This is a genomic window from Burkholderia sp. PAMC 28687, from assembly GCF_001577465.1.
In the GTDB taxonomy this organism is placed as follows: domain Bacteria; phylum Pseudomonadota; class Gammaproteobacteria; order Burkholderiales; family Burkholderiaceae; genus Caballeronia.
The window spans coordinates 1,761,258-1,783,639 of the sequence record NZ_CP014505.1; the positions used below are offsets into that span (position 1 = coordinate 1,761,258).

Consider the following 22,382-nt stretch of genomic DNA (forward strand, 5'->3'; position numbering starts at 1 on the left):
AAGCAGAAACAAGAACGGCCCATCTTTCGATGGGCCGTTTGTCTTCCTCAGTCAAACATGACGATCAAATCTCGATCTTCGTCCCGAGTTCGACCACACGATTAGCCGGAATGCTGAAGAAGTCCGTTGGCTTCGCGGCATTCTGATGCATCCACGCGAACACACGCTCGCGCCATACCGACATGCCCGGCAATTGCGTCGGCACCACCGTCTCGCGCGCCATGAAGAACGAGGTGTCCATAAGCTCGAATGTCATGTCATGTGTGCGCCCGATTTCCATCAGCACAGCCTTCACATCCGGCGTTTCATTGAAGCCGTACTGCGCCTTCACGAGGAACAAACCCCCGCCCGCGTCTTTCACTTCCACGCGGGTAGCATCGTCCACGTAAGGGACATCGCGCGTGGCGAAATTCAGGAATATCGTGCGCTCGTGGAGAACCTTGTTGTGCTTCAGGTTATGCAGCAAGCTCACCGGCACGAGCGAATCGCTGCCGGTCAGGTAGATCGCCGTACCCGACACCCGATGCGGCGGGTGCGCAAGCAGACCCTGCAGGAACGGCATCAGCGGAATGCCATCGGCGGCGGTCCGGTCCTTGACGATCATGCGGCCCTTGAACCACGTCATCAGCAGGAAGAACAACACTCCGCCGATACCCAACGGCAGCCAGCCGCCCTGCTCGATCTTGAGCAGGCTGGCGCCGAAAAACCCGACATCGATAATAAAGAACACGCTGATGATCGCGCCCACCAGGAACTTGTTCCATCCCCACAGCTTGGTCATCACCACCGACGCGAGAATGGTCGTGACCAGCATGGTCGCGGTGACGGCAAGCCCGTATGCAGCCGCGAGATTCTCGGAGCTCTTGAAGCCGATCACGATGCACAGGATGATGAACAGCAGCATCCAGTTCACGACCGGAATATAGATCTGCCCAATAGCCAGATCCGACGTATGCAGGATCTTCATGCGCGGCACGTAGCCGAGCTGGATGGCCTGGCTCGTCAGCGAATAGGCGCCGGAGATCACCGCTTGCGATGCAATCACGGTCGCAATGGTCGACAGGATCACGAGCGGCAGCAGCGCCCAGTCGGGCGCCATCAGGAAGAACGGACTTTCGCGCGCTTCGGGCGAATGCATCAGCAGCGCGCCCTGGCCGAAGTAATTCAGCAGCAGCGAGGGCATGACGAGGCCGTACCAGCCGTATCGAATGGGCTTGGCGCCAAAGTGTCCCATGTCGGCATAAAGCGCTTCAGCGCCGGTCAGCACCAGCACGACCGAGCCCAGCACGATATACGCTTGCAACACATGCGCCTGCATGAACGAAAACGCGTAATACGGATTCAATGCGACCAACACACGCGGTGCCTGAACGATGTGAAACACGCCCATCACGGCAAGCGTCACGAACCACACCAGCATGATCGGCCCGAACAGCTTGCCGACCACCGACGTGCCGCGCCGCTGAATCCAGAACAGCGCGATCAAGATGACGATGGTGATCGGAATCACGTAGTTAGCGAGCCGCGGCGAGGCAATTTCAAGCCCTTCCACCGCCGATATCACCGACATGGCCGGCGTAATCACGGCGTCGCCATAAAACATGCAGGCGCCGAAGATGCCAAGCATCATCAGCACGCCGGTGGCGCGGCCCGATTCCTTCAGCGTGCGCAGCGCGAGCGTCATGAGCGCGAGCACGCCACCTTCGCCGTTGTTGTCGGCGCGCATGACGAACAGCACGTATTTGATGCCCACCACGATCACGATCGCCCAGAACAGCAGCGAGATGACCCCGAGGACGGAAGCCTCATTGAGTTCGATGCCATGCGTTTTGCTGAACGCCTCTTTCAGCGCGTACAGCGGGCTCGTACCAATGTCACCAAACACGACTCCGATAGCGGCAAGCGCCAGAGCAGGAAGTGGTTGTTTGCGCTCATGCGCGTGGGTCACTGTTGTCATAAACGCGGCGGAGCCGTCCTGATCGGAAAAAACGAACGCCATTCTAACGCCGCGCCTGTCGCCTCACCGCCGTGTTGTGATACCGCGACGACGGGCGCATTTAGGCGATTTGACATTGCGGCGAAGTCACTAAGCTGCATGGGCGATGAACATGAAAATGCCGTTCGAACATCCTAACAGGCATTCGAACGGCATCTTGGGTGGAACGGCGTAACAGCCGCCGTGCCGAAATGGAACAAACGATCAGCTACGTTCGTCGTGCAGACCGCGCTTGATCCACGCACCGAGGTTGTGCGGCCGGACCGTATCCCATTCCTCGAACGGCTGATGAATCCACGGGTTCGTTTCGAGGAACTGAACGAAATAATCGGGCTTCACGGTCGAGCAGCCTTTATACCAAAGGACGGCAGAGCGCACGGCGGTTACCGCCGGATAACGCTCCTTCAGATGCTGCTGAACGCGCGAAAGCGTGACGCCTGAATCGACCAGATCGTCGACGAGCAGCACGTTGCCGGAGAGTTCCCCACGCGTCATCGTGATGTATTGACCGATGTCGAGCGCCCCCTGCTCCGTTCCCGCCGCCTCGCGATACGAACTCGTCGCGAGGATCGCGAGCGGCAGATCATAGATGCGCGAAAGCTGGTCGCCTACGCGCAGGCCGCCGCGCGCGAGACACAGGATATTGTCGAACTTCCAGCCTGAGTCGTGCACGGACAGCGCCAGCAGTTCGATCAGCCGGTGATATTCGTCCCAGCCCACCCACAGGTTCCGGTCGTCGTTGCGCGGGTCTTTCATCGCGATCATGGTCAAACTCTTTTAAATACGTGCAACGGTTGAAAATGCAAAGTGGCCGCACATTCGCGGCCACTTGGTCTTTGCCAGACGCCCGAGGTCTTAAACCTTGAACGGGTGACGCAGCAGGATGGTTTCGTCGCGATCCGGACCCGTCGACACCATGTCGATAGGCACGCCCGCCACTTCCTGCACACGCGACAGATACTTGCGCGCGGTTTCCGGCAAGCGGTCCCATTGCGTGATGCCGATGGTGCTTTCCTTCCAGCCGCCGAACGTTTCGTAGATCGGCTCGCAACGCGCCACTTCCGAGGCGCCGCGCGGCAGGATGTCGACGTCCTTGCCGTCGAGCTTGTAGCCCACGCAGAGCTTCACTTCTTCCAGGCCGTCCAGCACATCGAGCTTGGTCATGCACAGGCCCGAGATCCCGTTGATCTGAATGGAGCGGCGCAGCGCAGCGGCGTCGAGCCAGCCGGTGCGGCGCGGACGGCCGGTCACCGAGCCGAACTCCTTGCCGACGGTGGCAAGCGTCAGGCCAATCTGTTCCTGACGATTCACATTGTCCGCATCATACAACTCGCTTGGGAACGGACCCGCACCCACGCGCGTGCAATATGCTTTCGTGATGCCGAGGATGTAGTTCAGTTTCTGCGGACCCACGCCCGCCCCCGAGGTTGCCGCGCCCGCCACGCAGTTGCTCGACGTGACATACGGGTACGTGCCGTGGTCGATGTCGAGCAGCGTGCCTTGCGCACCTTCGAACAAGAGGTTGCGGCCGGCGTGGTTCTCGTCGTAAAGGCGACGCGAGACGTCCGTCACCATGGGCGCGAGGCGCTCGGCGTAACCGAACATGGTGTCGAGCGTTTGCTGAAAATCCACCGCCGGCGCGCCGAGATAACCCGTCAGCACGAAGTTGTGGAAGTCCAGCGTTTCGCGCAGACGTTCAGCGAATACGTCGCGGTCGTACAGGTCCTGCACGCGCAGGCCGCGGCGGCCGACCTTGTCCTCGTACGCCGGTCCGATACCGCGTCCCGTCGTTCCGATCTTCGCCGCGCCACGACGTGCTTCGCGCGCCTGGTCGATGGCAATGTGATACGGCAGGATCAGGTTGGCGGCTTCGGAAATGAACAGGCGCTTCTGGACGTCGATACCCGCCGTTTCCAGTTCGCCGATTTCCTTGAAGAGCGCTTCGGGCGACAAAACCACGCCGTTGCCGATATAGCAAGCCGTGCCGGCGCGCATGATGCCCGACGGAATCAGGCGAAGAATGGTCTTCTTGCCGCCGATAATGAGCGTATGGCCGGCGTTATGACCGCCCTGGAAGCGCACGACGCCTTGGGCGTGGTCCGTCAACCAGTCGACGATCTTGCCCTTGCCTTCATCACCCCACTGGGTGCCGACCACGACGACGTTGCGCCCCGGGTTCACATTCACTGCGCTGGCAGACATGTCAATTTGATAGCTGGTTAAAAAAGCATTTTACCTATGTTCGCCGAAGGTTCCGAGTTTTTCCCGGTATTTGCGAACGGATATCGACCGAAAGTCGATCGGATGAGGCTGAAGTTTTGTCTGCGGTTATGTGCTGCATGCGCGTGAAAAACGCTTGCAGCAAGCCCCGAAGCCGCTAGGAACGGGCCTCGACGACCCATGTCCCGTTGCGCTCGACCAGCACGCGGTCGAACGCGAACTCGTCGAGATCATGGTCGTGTCCGGGCAACGCCTGGATCACGACTTCGCCGGCATCGCGCAGTTTCGCGACCGCCGTCTGCAGCGGTTCGTCATGGTTCCACGGGGCGAGGACCGCGCTGCCGCGGGCATCGACAGGAGAAATGCGCGCGACTTCACGCAGATCGAGCGAGAAACCGGTTGCGGGACGTGCGCGGCCATAGGCCTGGCCAACGTCGTCGTAACGGCCGCCTCGCGCAACTGCGTTCGGCACGCCGTCCACGTAGGCCGAGAACATCACGCCGCTGTGGTACGCGTAGCCGCGCAGGTCGGCGAGATCGATCATCAGCTCGGCGCCGTGCGCCTGCGCCGCAAGGAACGCGAGGTCGTCGAGCGCCCGGCCGATGACCGGCAAATTCGGCAAGCGTGCGCGCGCTTCATCGAGTACCGATGCGTCGCCGTAGAGTGACGGCAACGCCCGCAGCGCGTCGCGGGCGACATCGCCGAGTCTGGACGTGAGTTCGTTCAGACGCGGTACGTCCTTCGCGCCGAGCGCGTCGTAGAGCGACTCACCGAGCGCGGCAGCGCCAGGTTCGAGGTCGAGCAAAGCCGCCAGGACGCCCGCGTGGCACAAGTCGAGACGCACCTTGTTCAAACCGCTCAGACGCAGCGAATCGAGCATCAATTGCTGGATTTCCAGATCCGCTTCCAGCCCGGCGTGGCCGTAGATTTCCGCGCCGATCTGGATCTGCTCGCGCGTCGCGTGCAAGCCACGCGGACGCGTATGCAGCACATTGCCCGCGTAACACAGGCGCGTCACGCCTTGCCGGTTCAGCAAATGCGCATCGATGCGGGAAACCTGCGGCGTGATGTCAGCGCGCAGGCCGAGCGTGCGTCCGGACAATTGGTCGACGAGCTTGAACGTGCGCAGGTTGAGGTCGCTGCCGCCGCTGGTGAGCAGCGATTCGAGGTACTCGAGCATCGGCGGCATCACGAGTTCGTAGCCGTACGAACGAAAACGATCGAGCAGCCGGCGGCGCAACTCTTCAATCTTGCGCGCCTCGGACGGCAAGACGTCGGCGATATTCTCGGGAAGTAACCAGGTGGACATCGGGGCGTTTCCTACGGAACGTTTTTGAGCGCGGCGATGCGAGGTGAAGGTGGCATCGCCGGTCGGTCAGGATAATCTTTTGATCTGCGGGTGGCTACGGACTCGGCCAGCCTCGACGCAATTCAGGTCGCAATCAGCAGCAGAATCACGCCGAGCGCCATCGCGATCAGGCCGCCGATCCGAATCTGGTGCGGCGGCCGTTGAGCGATCCGGCGGAACGTGTCGCGCCAGGAATTGGGGAAGACGAACGGAAACATCCCTTCGATAATCAGCATCAACGCAATCGCGAGCAGTAACGATGCAGCCATATCCATTCAATAGATGGCGCCGCGGCTCGCACCGCGACGATTGGAGCTCAGCGCTTGCGCGCGGGCGCCGGGGTGGTGGCATCGGCGGCGCTCGGCGCAGCACCGTTCGGGCTGCGCATGAAGCGGAAGAAATCGCTGCTCGGATCGACAACCATCACATCGCCGGCATTGAACGTCTTTTTATACGCTTCAAGGCTTTGATAGAACTGGTAGAACTGCGGATCGACGCCGTACGCATCTGCGGCAATCGACGCAGCACGGCCATCGCCCTCGCCCTTGATGGTCTGCGCTTCCTTGTAGGCATCGGCGAGAATGGCTTCCTGCTGACGATCCGCATTCGCCTTGATTGCGTCTGCGTCAGCCGTGCCCTTCGCGCGTTCTTCGGCCGCCGCTTGCTGGCGTGCTGCAATCATGCGCTTGTAGACGGAATCCGCCACCGCAGCCGGAAAGTCGATGCGCGTCAGTTGCACATCCACGAGTTCCACGCCGAACGCCGCTGCCGGCTGCTCGATCGCCTTCTGCGCTTCCGTCCCGATAGCCTGCTGCTCGCCGAGCACATCGGCCAGCGGACGCTTCGTGAACGACGACGTCAGCGCCGTGCGCGTGAGCGCGGCCAGACGGTCCTGCGCGGTCTGTGTGTTCTTTTCGTTGCTCACAAAAAGCTTGAGCGGGTCCGCGACACGATACTTGATGACCGTATTCACGATCACCTCGTTCTTGTCCGACGTATTGAAACGGTCAGTGCCCGCTTCGTCGATGGTGAGCGTACGGGTGTCGATCAGCGTCAGCGTCTGGAACGGCGGCGGCAGCTTGAAATGCAGGCCGGGCGTGACGAGCTTGGGGTCACCTCCGCCGTGCGCGGTGACTACGCCGGCATGACGTTCGTCGACCACGAACATCATGGAAGAGCCAATAAACAACACGACCACGACGGCAACTACCAGCGCAACGATTCGATTCATGATCGCGCTCCTCATTGCGTGTCGTCTTCACGCGAGCGCGAACGGAACGCGTCGCGCGAGCGCAATGGATCGCCACCGGTCGACTGCGCCGATCCAGATGCCGATGTCGACGATGCAGCCACGGCGCTGGCCGCAGTGCTGGCGGAGGCAGATTGCGCCGCAACGGCCGATGTTGCCTGCGCGCTTTCGCTGCGCGCATCCTGCGTGATCGACGTGCCGACGCTCGCGGGCGCTGCGCCAACCGGCTGGTTCGCTACACTTGCCGAAGGAGCCGAAGCGTCCGATGCACCGCTTGCCGGAGCGGCCGCGCTCGCACGCTGACGGTTTGCATCGACGAGCTTGTCGAGCGGCAAATAAACCACGTTATTCGAGCTCTTGCTGTCGACGAACACCTTCGTCGCCCGCGAATAAATCTGCTGCATTGTGTCCAGATACATGCGTTGACGAATCACTGCCGGCGCCTTCGAATATTCTGCATAAACCTGCTTGAAACGCTCGGCATTGCCTTGCGCCTGCGAAACGGCCCGGTTGCTATAACCCTTGGCTTCGTCGATCATGCGCGCCGCGTCCGTCTTCGCGCGGGGAAGCAATTGATCGGCGTAGGCCTTGGCTGTATCCACCGCGCGTTCGTTGTCCTGGCGCACCTTCGCCGCTTCCTCGAACGCGGGTTGAACCTGCGCGGGCACCTGTACGCTCTGAATGGTCACGCCGGTCACCTGCAAACCGGTCTTGTACGAATCAAGCGATGCCTGGATCCGGTCGACCAGCTTCGCACGCAATGCTTCGTGGTCCTTGAACAGCAGTTCGTCCGTGCTGTGCGTGCCTGCGATCTCGCGGATGGCGGCCTGCGCCGATTCCGTCACGTTCTGCTCCGGATCGAGATTGCGGAACAGATAGTCGGTCGCCGACTTGATCTGATACTGCACGGCAAAGCGCACGTCGACGATATCCGCGTCGTGCGTGAGCAGCGACGCGTCGCGAACGTTGGCTTGCGTGAGCGTGTTATTGCGGCCGATATCGACCGAACGGATCTGCGACGTATTGACGATCTCGTGCGATTCGAACGGATATGGCAGACGCCAGTGGACGCCCTGATCCGCCTGGCCTTCGTACTTGCCAAAGCGCGACACCACGCCCACGTTCCCGTCCTGCACGACAAACACGCCGCTGCCGAGATAGATCGCGATCAGCGCGCCGACAACAATGCCCAGTCCGATCTTCGCGGTGCGGCCGTTATCTGGACGCGGACCGCCGCCGGCCGGCTTCTTGCCGAACAGGCCTGCAAGCTTCTTGTTGAAGTCGCGCCACATTTCGTCGAGATCCGGCGGTCCTTCGCCATCCTTGTCCTTCGATGGACGCTTCTGTTCCTGCGGACGCTTCGGGTCCTGGCCTTTATTTTCGCCATTGCCGTCGCCCCGCCCCCAGCGCGGGTCGTTGATCGAAAAGACGGCATGCGAAAGCTGCCGGGTACTCCGCTCGTTGTAGTCGTTCACTCGGTGATTCACCATTAGACAGCCGGGTCAATGCAAATCGGAACAGATCAGTGCCCGTGCTCGGGGACCTTGCGGTCTTCACTTTCGTCGGCTGACCGGTGGTCTTCCGGTAGCGTGGTTCCGTCGTCGGATGTGCTATCCATGGACTCCGGCACGATTGTGCCGTCCGGAAGTTCCGTGTACTCGTTGTTATCTTTAGGTTCGGAAGCCGCAAATTCGGCGATGGCAGCGCGCAGCGCGTCGAGTCCCTGACCCGTTCGCGCGCTCAAAAATACGCGCAAAATATTACCATACTCGTCCCTTTCAACCGGATCGTTGCGGGCCGCGAGTTCAGGCACTGCATCAATCTTGTTGAATACGAGAATTTGCGGAACGCCGTCGGCACCGATACTGCTCAGCACCTTGTTCACTTCCTCGATCTGGTCGAGCCGCACCATGCTCGATGCATCGACGACATGCAGCAGCAAGTCGGCCTGTACCGTTTCCTCGAGCGTCGCGCGGAATGCCGCAACCAGTTGGTGAGGCAAGTCGCGAATGAACCCGACCGTGTCGGACACCACCGCCTGTCCCGCTTCCTCGCCGAGATACACCCGGCGCGAGGTTGTATCGAGCGTGGCGAACAACTGGTCCGCCGCATACGCCTGCGCCTTCGTCAGCGCATTGAACAGCGTGGACTTGCCCGCGTTCGTATAACCCACGAGAGAAACCGACGTGGTCCGGTTGCGCTCCCGCTGACGGCGCTGCGTGCCATGCTGGCGTTGCAGCTTCGCAAGCCGCGCCTTCAACGCCTTGATACGCTCGCCGATCAACCGGCGGTCGGTTTCAAGCTGTGTTTCACCCGGTCCGCGCAGGCCGATACCACCCTTCTGCCGCTCGAGGTGAGTCCACGCACGAATCAATCGTGTGGACAGATACTGGAGCTGAGCGAGTTCGACCTGCAGCTTGCCTTCGTGACTGCGGGCACGCTGCGCGAAAATATCGAGTATGAGACTGGTGCGGTCGATCACTCGGCGCTCGAGCGCCGTTTCCAGGTTCCGCTGCTGCGCGGGTGCCAGAGCATGATTGAAGATGACGAGTTCCACGTCGTTGGCAACGCAGGCGAGGCGCAGCTCTTCGACTTTGCCGCTGCCGACAAACATCTTGGCATCAGGGCTGGAACGGCGACCGGTCAGGGTGACGGCGGGATGGGCACCCGCACTTTGTGCGAGCAGACTGAGTTCTTCGAGACTGGCGTCGAAATCGATTTTTCCGAAGTCGACACCCACAAGCGCTGCGTTGATCAAATTGATGTTTTCATTTTGAAGCGACCGGTGAATTAGCAAGTTCATTCATGCCATTACACCGGACGCTGCGAGGTTTAGGGCGTTTCAGCATCCGGGTGGAAATTCACCGGACGCGCTGGCACGACCGTGGAAATGGCGTGCTTGTAGACCATCTGGGTCACGGTGTTACGGAGCAACACGACGTACTGGTCGAACGATTCAATATTGCCTTGCAGCTTGATGCCGTTGACCAAGTAGATCGACACCGGCACATGCTCTTTTCGCAGTGCGTTCAAAAACGGGTCTTGTAACAATTGCCCTTTGTTGCTCATAGCAAACTCCGTATTATTTTTGCAGGTTAACGTGATTGCGACGAAGAAAAAGAGATCCGCCGTCAATCGCTACACTATAGCCGATTTTCATTTTCGCACCAGCGCGCCCCGCCCGTCCAAATCCGCCGAAACGCTTGATGCACGCGGGATTCAGGCCGGCATCAGCCCTTATCCGCGTAAGGATTCGCACTCGAACGAAACTCTATTCGCAATGGAGTCCCAACCAGCCCGAAAGTTTCTCTGAAGCGTCCTTCCAGATAACGTTTGTAGGTGTCCGTGATCGCGTCGAGCGCGTTGCCGTGCACGACAATGATCGGGGGATTCTGCCCGCCCTGGTGCGCATAGCGCAGCTTCGGACGGATCGGACCACGGCGCCGGGGCTGCTGGAACTCCACTGCGTCAATGAGGGCGCGCGTGAGCTTCGGCGTGGGCAGCTTTGCCATGGCCGCGGCGTAAGCGTCATCGACGGATTTCATCAACTGGCTAATACCGGTTTTCTCCAGCGCCGAGACGTAATGGAATTTAGCAAAGTCCAAAAACTTGAGCTTGCGCGTGAGGTCCGCCTTGGTGCGCTCGCGCACATGCGAATCGAGTCCGTCCCACTTGTTCACGCCAACGACCAGCGCGCGGCCTTGTTCCACTACGAATCCGGCGATGTGCGCATCCTGCTCGGAGATGTCCTGTTGTGCATCGACCAGCAGGATCACCACGTTCGCGTCTGAAATGGACTGCAGCGTCTTCACCACCGAAAACTTCTCGATCGCTTCGAACACCTTGCCGCGACGACGCAAACCCGCTGTATCGATCAACGTGTACTTGCGGCCACTTCGCTCGAAATCAACATAAATGGAATCGCGCGTGGTGCCGGGCATGTCGAACGCGATCACGCGCTCTTCGCCAACCAGCGCATTGATCAGCGTCGACTTGCCGACGTTCGGGCGTCCCACGATGGCGATCTTCACGCCACGCGCGGCCTTTTCTTCGGGATCTTCTTCCGGCTGTCCGGCGTAAGCGATCTCGAGCGCATCGCCGATCATCTCCGTCACACCGTCGCCGTGCGCGGCTGAAATGGCGCGCGGGTCGCCCAGGCCCAGTTCGTAGAAGTCCGCGGCCACCGCGCTGTACTTCATGCCTTCGGCCTTGTTGACCACGAGGAACAACGGCCGGCCCGTCTTGCGCAGGTAGTCGGCGATCGCCTTGTCTTGCGGCGCGAGCCCGTTGCGGCCGTCGGTGATGAACACGACGATGTCGGACTCTTCCACTGCCTGGCGTGTCTGGCGAGCCATCTCGTGCAGGATGCCGTCCTTTGCGACAGGCTCGAAACCGCCGGTATCGACGACCAGATAAGGACGGTCGCCCACACGGCCTTCACCGTAATGGCGGTCGCGCGTAAGACCGGGCAAGTCGGCGACGAGCGCATCGCGCGAGCGCGTCAGGCGGTTGAAGAGCGTCGATTTCCCCACATTGGGGCGCCCCACGAGGGCAATTACGGGTTTCATCAGATGGTGTTCTTGGTTGAACGCAGGGCGGATCATTCCGGCCCGGCGCGCGCCGGATGTCACTCCGGAAACGGCGAACCGCGAGTTTGCGGTCCGGCGATGTGTCGAAAATTAGCACGGTTCCAGCGGATGGATCGCAGGATGCAGCGTTTCTGCTGCTCCGGTTCCTGGTTCATGGCCGCTTTCATCGCGTTCGGGACGCACTTGGAACGCCTTACGTGTTGTCTGGCGTTGCGTTTGCCGTTGCCAATACTGCTTGTGCGCTTATTTGCCGCACGACAGGTCCGTCACGTGCAGCGTTGATCAATCGATTCTATTCGCACGGCGCGGACTCAAAAAACATAAAAGTCCGTAAAACACGAGCGGCCGGCAAAACCGGCGCGCTCATCAGGTCAAACCAACGCATTAACGCGGGCGGAAACCATACAGGCCGCCGTCATGTGTCTGGATCACGAGCGTGTCGCCCGCCAGCACCGGAGCAGCCGTGATTGCGCTGCCGTCGGTCTTCGCGCGGCCAACGAACTCGCCATTGGTTGCCGACAGGAAGTGCACAAATCCTTGATAGTCGCCGACCACGACCGCGCGACCCAGGATGAACGGCACGCTGACCGTGCGATTCTTCAGCTTGTCGTTCTTCCAGAGGACGGTTCCGTCGATACCGCTAAATGCGTTCACCACCGACCAGTCGTCGCCTGCTGCCACGATCTCGTTGTCCTGCGCGAGACCGCTGTCGCTCGAGAAGTTCTTTTCCCATTGCGGACGGCCCGAATTCGCATCGAAACAGCCGATACGGCCCTGGAACGTCACCGCGCAGGTCACGGATCCGACCAGCGTCGGTGCGCCCGTCACGTCGTTGATACGCTCGACTTCGGTCACGCCCTTGGGGAACGAAACCGGCGCTTGCCAGTAAGCGTCGCCGGTCTGCAAGTTGATCGCCGCAAACGTGCCGCCCGGGAAACCCGCCAGCACCGCCTGCGATGCCGCGAACGTCATACCGGCAGCCACGCGCAGGTTCAGCGGTACGGCGCGCGTCTGGAACATCCACTTCTGCTCGCCGGTCACCGAATTGAACGCGACGATCTTGCCGTCGATAGTCCGTACAACCACGAGGTCGTTACCCACGAGCGGCGGCGAGATGATTTCGCCCGGCGCCGTAGCCGTCCACAATTGCTTGCCGTCGGGTCCGAGCACGTACACATTGCCCTTCAGCCCGCCGACCGCAGTCAGGTTGCCGTCGCTGCCCACGCCCGCCGACAGATCGTCTTTCAGCTTGATGCGCCACACGTCCTGACCGGTCTTCGCATCGATCTTCGCGACCGTGCCGTTCGCGCCTGCTGCATAAACAGCATCGCCGATGGCAACCGGCGAGAACAGGTAACGTCCGGCCTTGCCGACGCTCGCCTTCCAGGCCTGCTCCACATTCAGGACAGGCTTGATCTCGACAAGCGGAGTCGGCACCCGGCGCTCGTCCTTGGTGGCACAGGCCGTGAGCATGACCGACATCGCGCAGGCGAGCGGCAGAGCGTAGCGTTTCAGAAAATTCATCGGTGGACGCAACATGGATAAAATGAAATCGGTTGATCGGTGTGCGGCGCGAGACTCAGGACTGTTCAGGTCTGACCGCTGAGAACCCGCGACTTTAACCCAGTGAGCACCGCGCCCGCACAAAGACGACGTTGCTACACGCCTATTCCGGCACGAGCGGCATCAGCCGCCCAGCGCGTCGAGCTTGAACTGAATCAGCTGGCGTGCGGACGAATCGGATTGCGGCAACGAGGTGAGCGCCAGTTTATAGGCCGCGCGCGCGTCGTCGCGCTTGCCTTGCGCCGCCAGCAAATCACCACGACGATCCGATACCACGCCCTTGAACGCGTCGAGGGGTTCGTCGGCGAGGACTTTCAGGCCGGCGTCGTAAGCTTTTTGATCGAGGAGGATCAGCGACAGCCGCAGTTTCGCGATCTGCTTGTATTCAGCATCCTTCGCGTGATCGACAGCCCACTGAAGCTGCGTCTTGGCACCGGCGCTGTCGCCACTCATGTACAGGGATTTGGCTGCGGCAAGCGCGGTCATCTGCGCGTACGCGGTGCCGCCGAACTTGTCTTCCATGTCCGACGACACACGTGTGACCAACGCCTTGTCACCCGCTGTGACTGCTTGCTGGACCTGATCGTAGAGTACGGCGGCTTCGGCCGCCTGCCTGCGTTGCCAGAAATTCCAGCCGTTCCAGCCGGCCGCGACCACGAGCACCGCGAGCACGATCCAGGTCGTGGAGTTGCCCCATTTCGCCCACCAGGCCTTCAGGTTTTCAAGTGACTCTTGTTCTTCGTGATAGCTCATGCCCAGCGTATTCCTTGACTGCTTTTGTGTTCGCGTGCAATGCCGCGCGCCATTGTTTCGGGCCGCCGCACGGGGGTTTCCACGCGGCGCCGCCGGACAATCAGTCGGCGCTGTCGTCGGCGGTTGCCACCATCGCATTGATTAGAAATTCGGTCAAGTCTTCCACAGGCACGGTGGCCTGCTCGTTCTTTTGACCCGTCGATTCAAGCGATGAGGACCGCAACGGTTTCACGCCAACCATGCCTTGCGCGAGTTCGTTTTCGCCAAGAATGACCGCGAACGCTGCGCCGCTTGCATCGGCTTTTTTCATTTGCGACTTGAAGCTCGCCGGCGTGCCGTCCGGGCTGCAATGCAGGATGACGTCGAGACCGGTATCGCGCAAACGCTCGGCAATGATAAACGCCTGCTCCGCCGCCGCTTCACCCTGATGCACGACATAAATGTCAGTGCCTTCCGCCGCCGGCACGAGGTTTTCTTCTTTCAGCAATTCAAGAATCCGCTCGACGCCCATCGCCCAGCCGCACGCAGCCGCCGCCTTGCCGCCAAGCTGTTCGATCAGCGGGTCGTAGCGTCCGCCGCCTGCAACCGTGCCTTGCGAGCCGAGCTTGTCGGTCACCCATTCGAACACGGTCAGGTTGTAGTAATCGAGACCGCGCACCAGGCGCGGATTGATCTTGAACGGCACGTTGTTCGCCTTCAGCAAACGCTGAACGCCTTCGAAGTGCGCGAGCGATTCGGGCCCGAGAAATTCAACGAGCTTCGGTGCGTTCTGCGCGATTTCCTGCATCGCCGGATTTTTCGTATCTAGCACGCGCAACGGGTTCGTGTAGAGGCGGCGTTTCGCTTCTTCATCGAGTGCTTCGACGTGTTGCTCAAGATAGGCAATCAATTCTTTGCGATGCGCCGCGCGCTCTTCCGGCTGGCCGAGCGAATTGAGTTCGAGACGGATGCCGGTCAGCCCGAGGTCGTCCCACAGACGCTGACACATCATGATGATTTCAGCGTCGGTGTCCGGACCTGCGAAGCCCAGCGCTTCCACGCCTACCTGATGAAACTGCCTGTAGCGTCCGCGTTGCGGGCGCTCGTGGCGGAACATCGGGCCGACATACCACAACCGCTTCGGGCCGTCGTACAGCAGGTTGTGTTCGATCGTCGCGCGCACCACCGCAGCGGTGTTCTCCGGGCGCAGCGTGAGCTGCTCGCCGTTGAGCGCGTCGGTGAAGCTGTACATTTCCTTCTCGACGATGTCCGTCACTTCGCCAATGCCACGCGTAAAGAGTTGCGTATGCTCGAGGATCGGCGTGCGGATCTGCTGGTAGCCATAAGCACGCAGCATCGATTTGACGGTACTTTCGAAGAATTCGTAAAGCGCGGCGTGTTCGGGAAGGATGTCGTTCATGCCCTTCACGCCGCTTAGCTTTTCAAGCTTTTTCTTGACTTCAGTCATCTGTATTTAGAGTGTTTCTGCCTGCGCGGTTTCGCGCTTGCCGTAAGTCCGCGTGACGTACTCGCTGACGATTTGCTGGAAATCCTGGGCGATGTGTTCGCCGCGCAGCGTCTTGACCTTCACGCCATCGATGAACACCGGCGCCGCAGGATTCTCACCGGAACCGGGCAAGCTGATGCCGATATTCGCCTGCTTCGATTCGCCCGGCCCGTTCACGATGCAACCCATCACCGCAACGTGCATTTTCTCCACGCCCGGGAACTGGTCGCGCCAGACCGGCATTGAGTCACGCAGATACGTTTGAATCTGCGACGCCAGTTCCTGGAACAACGTGCTCGTGGTGCGTCCGCAGCCCGGGCAGGCAATGACCATTGGCGTGAACGAGCGCAGACCCATGGTCTGCAGGATTTCCTGCCCGACAATCACTTCGCCGGTCCGCGCGCCACCCGGTTCGGGCGTCAGCGAGATCCGGATGGTGTCGCCGATCCCTTCCTGCAAGAGCACCGACAACGCCGCCGTCGATGCCACGATGCCCTTCGATCCCATCCCTGCCTCGGTCAGCCCGAGGTGCAGCGCAAAGCTGCAGCGCTTTGCCAGTTCGCGATACACCGCGATCAGGTCCTGCACGCCGCTGACCTTGCACGACAAGATGATCTGGTCGCGCCGCAAGCCGAGTTCGACCGCGCGTTCCGCCGAGCCGATCGCCGATTGGATCAGCGCCTCGTACATCACGCTTTGCGCTTCCCAGGGCGTCGGGCGCGCGGCGTTCTCGTCCATCATGCGGGCGAGCAGATCCTGGTCGAGACTGCCCCAGTTCACGCCGATACGAACCGGCTTGTCGTACCGCGCAGCCGCTTCGATCATTTGCGCAAACTGCGTGTCGCGCTTGGCACCGGCGCCCACGTTGCCCGGATTGATACGGTACTTCGACAGCGCTTCCGCACACGCCGGATAGTCGCGCAGCAGCGTATGCCCGTTGTAGTGGAAATCGCCGACGAGCGGCACGGTCACGCCCATCCGGTCGAGTTGTTCACGTACCGCGGGGACCGCCGCCGCTGCTTCAGGCGTGTTCACCGTGATCCGGACCAGCTCAGAGCCGGCCTGCGCCAGTTCCTTGATCTGGATTGCGGTACCGATTGCGTCCGCGGTGTCGGTGTTGGTCATCGACTGGACGCGCACCGGTGAATCTCCGCCGATAGTGATGAGCTGGCCGCCCCAGCGCACGTCGACGGCATGCGATGCCCGCCGTTTCCACGATCCGCCGAAAACAGGCTCCGACGAACAAATCTTGCTTTCAATAAGGGGGTGTTGAGCTTCGGATTGCATCTAAGTGACCCTCTGCGTTGCCGGATGCCGCACGGAAGACGCGTTTCTGGAATGAATGAGACTCAAGGACAAGGATCGGCGTTTGACAATCTTTAACGCCGAAACGAAATCTTCGCACGATTTCGTGTCAAGCCTGAGGATCGAGGTCAGACGCCACGATCCGGCGCAACTTGTTACGAAGGCTCCGGCATACGATGCACGGAGCCTGCGGCACGGACTTCAACGGCTTCAGGGGAGCGAAAAACGCGCGACGTTACCCTTGGCCGGCCCGAACTTGGCGGCCTCGACCGGTTGTCCGTCGAACGTCAGCGAGTCGAGGCCTGCGCGATTGCCGATCGTGATCTTGAACGGCGCTTCGCCCGCCACACGCTGCACCGAATCGGCCTTGACCAATCCTGAGAACACTTCCTTGCCGTCCTTCTGGCGGACGCTGAACCAGCTGTCGGCCGCCACCTTCAATTCGAGCGTATTCGAGCCCGTGCCGACCGCAGCCGCAACGGATGCGGGTGTGGGCGCTCCGGCCTTCGCCGCATTCGTCAACGGAACTGCAGCGGGAACACCCGCGCTTCTGGCGGCGGCACCCTGAACTGCCGAAATGGTCGATGACGACGCCGGCAGCGCGTTCGTACCCAGCGGGCTCGGCATTGGCTGAGCGCCAGCTTGCTGCGTAGTCGCGTTGTTCTCTGCTGCGCCGCTTGCAGCCGTCGTATCGGCCGGCGCAACCGAACCGGCATTTGCGCTCGACTCTTCAGATCCAACTACGGCCGAACTCGTGCTCGTATCGCCGCCGGCTGACTGGCCCGTACCATTGGCGCTTGCTTTGAAACGGGCAAGCCACGCGGCGGAGTCACTGCCGGTATGCCACATTGCAAGCGCGATCACCGCAACGACTACAGCCGCCACGCCCCACAACCACGACCGGCGCTTAGGGGAACTGCCAAGCGGCACCGATACACGGCCTCGCGGCAATCCTGCACCCGACGATGCCGGCAACGACAAATTCTGTTCAACCGGACCGTTCGCCTGGCGCAACGCCGCAGTGAACGGCGCCGGATCGGCGCCCATGATCTTTGCGTAGCTACGCACAATGCCGGCCGCGAAATTGCGATCGGGAAAAAGACTGAGATCGCCGCTTTCAAGCGCGCGCAACTTTTGCGGCGAGACCTTCAACCGCGCGGAAACGTCGTCAAGCGACCAGTTCTTCGCCTCGCGAAGCTGCGTCAGACGCGCCCCTACCGCTGCGACCGATTCAAGGCGCGCGGCCTGGATTCCACCCTGCGCGGCGCTCGCGGCCCGCTCCGGCTGGCTTCCCGGCACATCGCCGGCTTGGCCGCCCGACTGGCCACCTTTATGAGCGCCAAACGGCGTCGGGTGCTGCGGCTCACTCATCCCAATTTCCTCGCATCGATTCTTTTTTGTCGCTGCTCAGCTTCGTTGCCAAGCACGGCGCTACCGCACGGACTTGCCGCGCCGGCGTTGCAGACCGCTTTATAACAAAATGCGCGGTGTTGTGCGCCGACTTTGATCGTTTATTGCTGATTATTCCGATTCCGTAACCGAATGACACGTATCAGCCTGGAGCGCTCGTCTTGCGGCGCCGGCGTGGCTGATGAAACGAATCAGACAGCCCGAACCTCAATTACCTTCGATGCCTTGCCGATGCGCTGCGCAAGACGCGTACGGTCCTGGACCGCACCGGCCAGTTGTCCGCATGCCGCATCGATGTCGTCGCCGCGGGTCTTGCGCACCGTGGTCACTACACCGGCGTCCATCAAAACCTGCGCGAAACGCTTGATCTGCTCGTTCACCGAGCGCTTCAACCCGGATTCAGGGAACGGATTGAACGGGATCAAATTGAATTTGCAAGGCACGTCGCGCGTGAGCGCAACGAGCTCGCGTGCATGCGCTTCGCTGTCGTTCACGCCGTCGAGCATGCAGTACTCGAACGTGATGAAGTCGCGCGGCGCCACTTTCAAATAGCGCTGGCATGCCGCCATCAGTTCGCGCAACGGATACTTCTTGTTCAGCGGCACCAGCATGTCGCGCAAGGGGTCGTTCGGCGCGTGCAAGGATACCGCGAGCGCAACCGGCAAATCCGCGCCAAGCCGGTCCATCATGGGCACGACACCCGAGGTCGACAAGGTCACGCGGCGACGCGACAACCCGTATGCGTTGTCGTCAAGCATCAGCCGCATGGCGGGCACCACGGCGTCGTAATTGAGCAGCGGTTCGCCCATGCCCATCATCACGACGTTGGTCACCACACGATCGGCCTTGCCATTGTTCGGCGCGCCGTAAGTACCGCTCTTCGATGCACGCAGCGCAAATTCCGCCATTCTCAACTGGCCGATGATTTCGCCTGTGCTCAGGTTGCGCGAGAAACCCTGCTTGCCGGTCGAGCAGAACCGGCAATTGACTGCGCAGCCCGCTTGCGATGAAACGCACAGCGTGCCGCGATTTTCTTCCGGAATATAGACGGTCTCGACCGCGTTGCTACCGCCCACGTCGATCAGCCACTTGCGCGTGCCGTCGGTGGAAACATGGTCGCTGACGATGGCGGGCATATCCAGACTCGCCCGCCCTTTCAATTTTTCGCGCAGTGACTTCGCCAGATCGGTCATGCCGTCGAAATCGTCGACGCCGAACTGGTGAATCCAGCGCTGCAGTTGCTTGGCGCGAAACGGCTTCTCCCCCAGGCTGTCACAATAAGCGACAAGCCCGGCGGCATCGAGATCCAGAAGGTTGACGGTGGAAGCTGTCATTCGATTTTCTGCCATTTCCCTGATGAGCGAAGCCAGGAAGCCGTTCAAAGCCGCACCCCAGTTCGCTTTTCGGTTATTTCGCGCCAATTCCTGCGATAAATCTACTCCGAATCAACGCGAATAAACGTTTACTTCGGGGAAGAAGAAAGCGATTTCCTGACGCGCCGTTTCTGCTGCGTCGGAACCGTGCACTGCGTTGGCGTCGATGCTGTCTGCGAAGTCAGCGCGGATGGTGCCCTTATCAGCCTTCTTCGGATCCGTCGCGCCCATCAGGTCGCGGTTTGTCAGGATCGCGTTTTCGCCTTCCAGCGCCTGGATCATCACGGGGCCGGAGATCATGAATTCAACGAGGTCCTTGAAGAACGGACGTGCAGCGTGGACTGCGTAGAACTTTTCTGCATCAGCACGCGACAGGTGAACCATGCGCGACGCGATGATCTTGAGGCCCGCTTGTTCAAAACGGCTGTATATCTGACCGATCACATTCTTTGCCACTGCATCCGGTTTGATAATCGACAGGGTGCGCTCGATCGCCATGAAAAACTCCAAAAAATTAACGGGTTACGAATATAAAGAATCGACAATTATAGCACGAAGCATTGTATGATTGCGATGGAAACCTTACGACATCGTAAGCATCAAAGCTCAAGTCTCGTGACGAAATGCGCGGTAATTTTACTGGTTGAGCCATTGCAGTGCAGCACTGTTGATTTCGGTGCAACATAGGTGCATATCGCGTCTGTAAGGCTCGCCGCGTCGCGAAGTAAATAAGTCGAGCCGGAATTTTTGAACCAGTTGGCTTTACACAAGTTTAGGCAAGGAGAAACCATGAACGAATCCCCTTACGGTTTTGGTCGCACAGGCAGTGTCACGTCGTCCGAAACCCGCAATCGCGTTTTACGGAACACGTACTGGCTGTTGGCGCTCTCCATGGTGCCGACCGTACTCGGCGCGTGGGTAGGCGTCGCGACCGGCTTCTCGCTGTTCGCGGCAACCAGCCCGGCCATGAGTTTCATCGCCTTCATGGCGATCGCTTTCGGCTTCATGTTCGCTATCGAACGCACCAAGAACAGCAGCCTGGGCGTGCTCGTCCTGCTCGGTTTCACGTTCTTCATGGGCCTGATGCTGTCGCGTCTCCTGAGCTTCATTCTCGGTTTCTCGAACGGACCGCAGCTCATCATGATGGCGTTTGGTGGCACGGGCGTGATCTTCGCGGCCATGGCGACCATCGCAACCGTGAGCAAGCGTGACTTCTCCGGTCTTGGCAAGTGGCTGTTCATGGGCGTGCTCGTGCTCCTGCTGGCCGCGTTTGCAAACGTGTTCCTGCATCTGCCGGCATTGATGCTGACCGTGTCGGTCCTCGCGATCGTGATTTTCTCGGCCTACATGCTGTTCGACGTCCAGCGCGTCGTGAACGGTGGCGAGACGAACTACATCAGCGCCGCACTCGCAATCTACCTCGACCTGTACAACGTGTTCACGAACCTGCTCGCGCTGCTTGGTATTTTCGGCGGGAATCGGAACTGACGCGGCGGAACTGATCCGGACAGCGAAAAAGTTTTATCGATAAAAAAAGCCGGCCTCATTTGGGGCCGGCTTTTCCATGTCCGCGACGGGGCTAGTTGCGGGTTAGTCGCGCTCGAACAGCGCGATCGATTCGACGTGCGACGTATGGGGAAACATGTTCATTACGCCAGCGCCCTTCAGCCTATAGCCCGCCTCGGTCACAAGCACGGCGGCGTCGCGAGCGAGCGTTGCCGGATTGCACGACACATATACAATGCGCTCAGGCATCAGATCATGATCGCCGTTCTGCGCCAGTTCCGCGAGCGCCTTCGACACCGCAAGCGCGCCGTCGCGTGGTGGATCGATGAGATATTTATCGAAGCGTCCAAGCGCACGCAGATTGTCTGCCGTAATCTCGAACAGGTTTCGGCATGCGAACGATGTGTGCCCGTCCACACCGTTTGCTTTCGCATTTTCAAGCGCGCGTTGAGTAAGGCTCTCGCTACCTTCAATGCCCACCACCTCGCGCGCAACCCGCGCAAGCGGCAGCGTGAAATTGCCGATACCGCAAAACAGATCCAGCACGCGGTCCGTGCGTGCGGAAGCCAGCAGCCGCAGCGCGCGGCTGACCAGCACGCGGTTGATCTGATGGTTGACCTGCGTGAAATCAGTCGGCTTGAACGGCATCCGGATGTTGAATTCCGGCAAGGTGTACGCCAGTTCTTGTTCGACCGGATGGAACGGATAAGCCGTCTCCGGCCCTTTGGGCTGCAGCCACATCTGCACGCCGTGCTCTTCGGCGAATGCACGTACCAGCGATTCGTCGGCTTCGGTCAATGATTCAAGAATCCGCAACACCAGCGCCGTAACCTCGGCGCCAACGGCGACTTCAATCTGCGGCAGGCGATCGCGAACGGAGAGATCCTGAACCAGCTTGCGAAGCGGCATGAGCAACGCCGACACTTGCGGCGTTAGAACGTCGCAAGTCTGCATGTCGGCGACGAAGTCGCTTTTTTTCTCATGAAACCCGACCAGCGCCCCGCCCTTGCCCGCGATCAGCCGCACAGACAAGCGCGCCCGGTAACGATACCCCCACGAAGGCCCGTGAATCGGCCGATAGATGGTCTCGGCGCTCAGCTTGCCGATCCGCTCGAGGTTGTCCTCGAGCACGCGTTGCTTGACCGCGATCTGTGCGCGAACATCGAGATGCTGCATGGAGCAGCCGCCACATTTGCTGAAATAGGGACATTTTGGACGCGTGCGCATCACGCTTTCGCGCAGCACCTTGACGAGCAACCCGTTCTCGAATGCCGCTTTCCGGCGAAAGGTCACATACGAGACACGTTCACCCGGCAGCGCGCCTTCCACAAAGATAACCTTGCCCGGCGAGCCGTCCTCGGTGGCCGCGCGGCCGACTCCCTGCGCCTCCATATCGAGTGAATCGATTTCGATCTCGACCGGTGCGGCCGTCGGGTCCAACGGAACGATTCGGGCCGGCATGCTCCAGCGGCGGTTGGATTTTTTACGAGCGCGAGGCACCTGCGGACTTCCTGACTGATATTTGAACTGCGATGGGGACTGACGTCGAAGGGCAGGATTGTAAACGATGCGGGTGCGGCACTC

At 60.5% G+C, this 22,382-nt stretch carries 19 protein-coding genes; 1 reads left to right on the top strand and 18 read right to left on the bottom strand.

Going from position 1 to position 22,382, the window contains the following annotated elements; translation table 11 throughout:
- Positions 1-64 precede the first annotated feature (64 nt).
- The 17 genes from AX768_RS08050 to ndk all read right to left on the bottom strand — a co-directional run bounded on the left by AX768_RS08050 (position 65) and on the right by ndk (position 19,790).
- A complete protein-coding gene (locus tag AX768_RS08050) occupies positions 65-1,957 on the bottom strand; it encodes a potassium transporter Kup (RefSeq protein ID WP_062000868.1) in 1,893 nt (630 codons plus the stop codon).
- 243 nt (positions 1,958-2,200) lie between these two features.
- The gene (locus AX768_RS08055; protein ID WP_061999527.1) at positions 2,201-2,761 is read right to left on the bottom strand and encodes a phosphoribosyltransferase; all 561 of its coding nucleotides are present in this window, start codon (positions 2,759-2,761) and stop codon (positions 2,201-2,203) included.
- A gap of 90 nt (positions 2,762-2,851) precedes the next feature.
- A complete protein-coding gene (locus tag AX768_RS08060; RefSeq protein WP_061999528.1) occupies positions 2,852-4,198 on the bottom strand; it encodes an adenylosuccinate synthase in 1,347 nt (448 codons plus the stop codon).
- A 175-nt stretch (positions 4,199-4,373) separates the two neighbouring features.
- Positions 4,374-5,525, bottom strand: a complete 1,152-nt coding sequence (locus AX768_RS08065; RefSeq protein WP_061999529.1) for an ATP phosphoribosyltransferase regulatory subunit — start codon at positions 5,523-5,525, stop codon at positions 4,374-4,376.
- 122 nt (positions 5,526-5,647) lie between these two features.
- The gene (locus tag AX768_RS08070; RefSeq protein ID WP_056363906.1) at positions 5,648-5,839 is read right to left on the bottom strand and encodes a DUF2065 domain-containing protein; all 192 of its coding nucleotides are present in this window, start codon (positions 5,837-5,839) and stop codon (positions 5,648-5,650) included.
- Positions 5,840-5,880: 41 nt separating this feature from the next.
- Positions 5,881-6,795, bottom strand: coding sequence for a protease modulator HflC (gene hflC, locus AX768_RS08075; RefSeq protein ID WP_062000869.1), 915 nt, complete (start codon positions 6,793-6,795; stop codon positions 5,881-5,883).
- A gap of 11 nt (positions 6,796-6,806) precedes the next feature.
- Positions 6,807-8,288, bottom strand: coding sequence for an FtsH protease activity modulator HflK (gene hflK / locus AX768_RS08080; protein ID WP_062000870.1), 1,482 nt, complete (start codon positions 8,286-8,288; stop codon positions 6,807-6,809).
- Between the two features lie 47 nt (positions 8,289-8,335).
- On the bottom strand, positions 8,336-9,616 hold the full coding sequence (gene hflX / locus AX768_RS08085) for a GTPase HflX (protein WP_061999530.1): 1,281 nt from the start codon (positions 9,614-9,616) through the stop codon (positions 8,336-8,338).
- Between the two features lie 29 nt (positions 9,617-9,645).
- A complete protein-coding gene (gene hfq, locus AX768_RS08090; protein WP_031356421.1) occupies positions 9,646-9,882 on the bottom strand; it encodes an RNA chaperone Hfq in 237 nt (78 codons plus the stop codon).
- 161 nt (positions 9,883-10,043) lie between these two features.
- Positions 10,044-11,381 (bottom strand): ribosome biogenesis GTPase Der, encoded by a 1,338-nt coding sequence (gene der / locus AX768_RS08095; RefSeq protein WP_062000871.1) that lies wholly within the window; start codon positions 11,379-11,381, stop codon positions 10,044-10,046.
- A 405-nt stretch (positions 11,382-11,786) separates the two neighbouring features.
- Entirely contained in the window at positions 11,787-12,926 is a 1,140-nt protein-coding gene (gene bamB, locus AX768_RS08100; RefSeq protein ID WP_061999531.1) for an outer membrane protein assembly factor BamB, read from the bottom strand.
- A gap of 162 nt (positions 12,927-13,088) precedes the next feature.
- On the bottom strand, positions 13,089-13,718 hold the full coding sequence (locus AX768_RS08105; protein WP_061999532.1) for a YfgM family protein: 630 nt from the start codon (positions 13,716-13,718) through the stop codon (positions 13,089-13,091).
- A gap of 100 nt (positions 13,719-13,818) precedes the next feature.
- Positions 13,819-15,165 carry a histidine--tRNA ligase gene (gene hisS, locus AX768_RS08110; RefSeq protein WP_061999533.1) on the bottom strand — a complete coding sequence of 449 codons (1,347 nt, stop codon included), beginning with the start codon at positions 15,163-15,165 and terminating at the stop codon, positions 13,819-13,821.
- 6 nt (positions 15,166-15,171) lie between these two features.
- Positions 15,172-16,491 carry a flavodoxin-dependent (E)-4-hydroxy-3-methylbut-2-enyl-diphosphate synthase gene (gene ispG / locus AX768_RS08115; RefSeq protein ID WP_061999534.1) on the bottom strand — a complete coding sequence of 440 codons (1,320 nt, stop codon included), beginning with the start codon at positions 16,489-16,491 and terminating at the stop codon, positions 15,172-15,174.
- A gap of 228 nt (positions 16,492-16,719) precedes the next feature.
- Positions 16,720-17,880, bottom strand: coding sequence for a RodZ domain-containing protein (locus tag AX768_RS08120; protein WP_061999535.1), 1,161 nt, complete (start codon positions 17,878-17,880; stop codon positions 16,720-16,722).
- A 230-nt stretch (positions 17,881-18,110) separates the two neighbouring features.
- On the bottom strand, positions 18,111-19,253 hold the full coding sequence (gene rlmN, locus AX768_RS08125) for a 23S rRNA (adenine(2503)-C(2))-methyltransferase RlmN (RefSeq protein ID WP_062000872.1): 1,143 nt from the start codon (positions 19,251-19,253) through the stop codon (positions 18,111-18,113).
- A gap of 111 nt (positions 19,254-19,364) precedes the next feature.
- On the bottom strand, positions 19,365-19,790 hold the full coding sequence (gene ndk, locus AX768_RS08130; protein ID WP_061999536.1) for a nucleoside-diphosphate kinase: 426 nt from the start codon (positions 19,788-19,790) through the stop codon (positions 19,365-19,367).
- A 291-nt stretch (positions 19,791-20,081) separates the two neighbouring features.
- On the opposite strand from ndk, the gene AX768_RS08135 reads away from it, so the two are divergent.
- The gene (locus AX768_RS08135) at positions 20,082-20,780 is read left to right on the top strand and encodes a Bax inhibitor-1/YccA family protein (protein ID WP_061999537.1); all 699 of its coding nucleotides are present in this window, start codon (positions 20,082-20,084) and stop codon (positions 20,778-20,780) included.
- A gap of 102 nt (positions 20,781-20,882) precedes the next feature.
- Here AX768_RS08135 and rlmD read toward each other — a convergent pair whose 3' ends face one another.
- Complete coding sequence (rlmD, locus tag AX768_RS08140; protein WP_061999538.1) at positions 20,883-22,259, bottom strand: 23S rRNA (uracil(1939)-C(5))-methyltransferase RlmD; 1,377 nt, start codon at positions 22,257-22,259, stop codon at positions 20,883-20,885.
- Between the last annotated feature and the right edge of the window lie 123 nt (positions 22,260-22,382).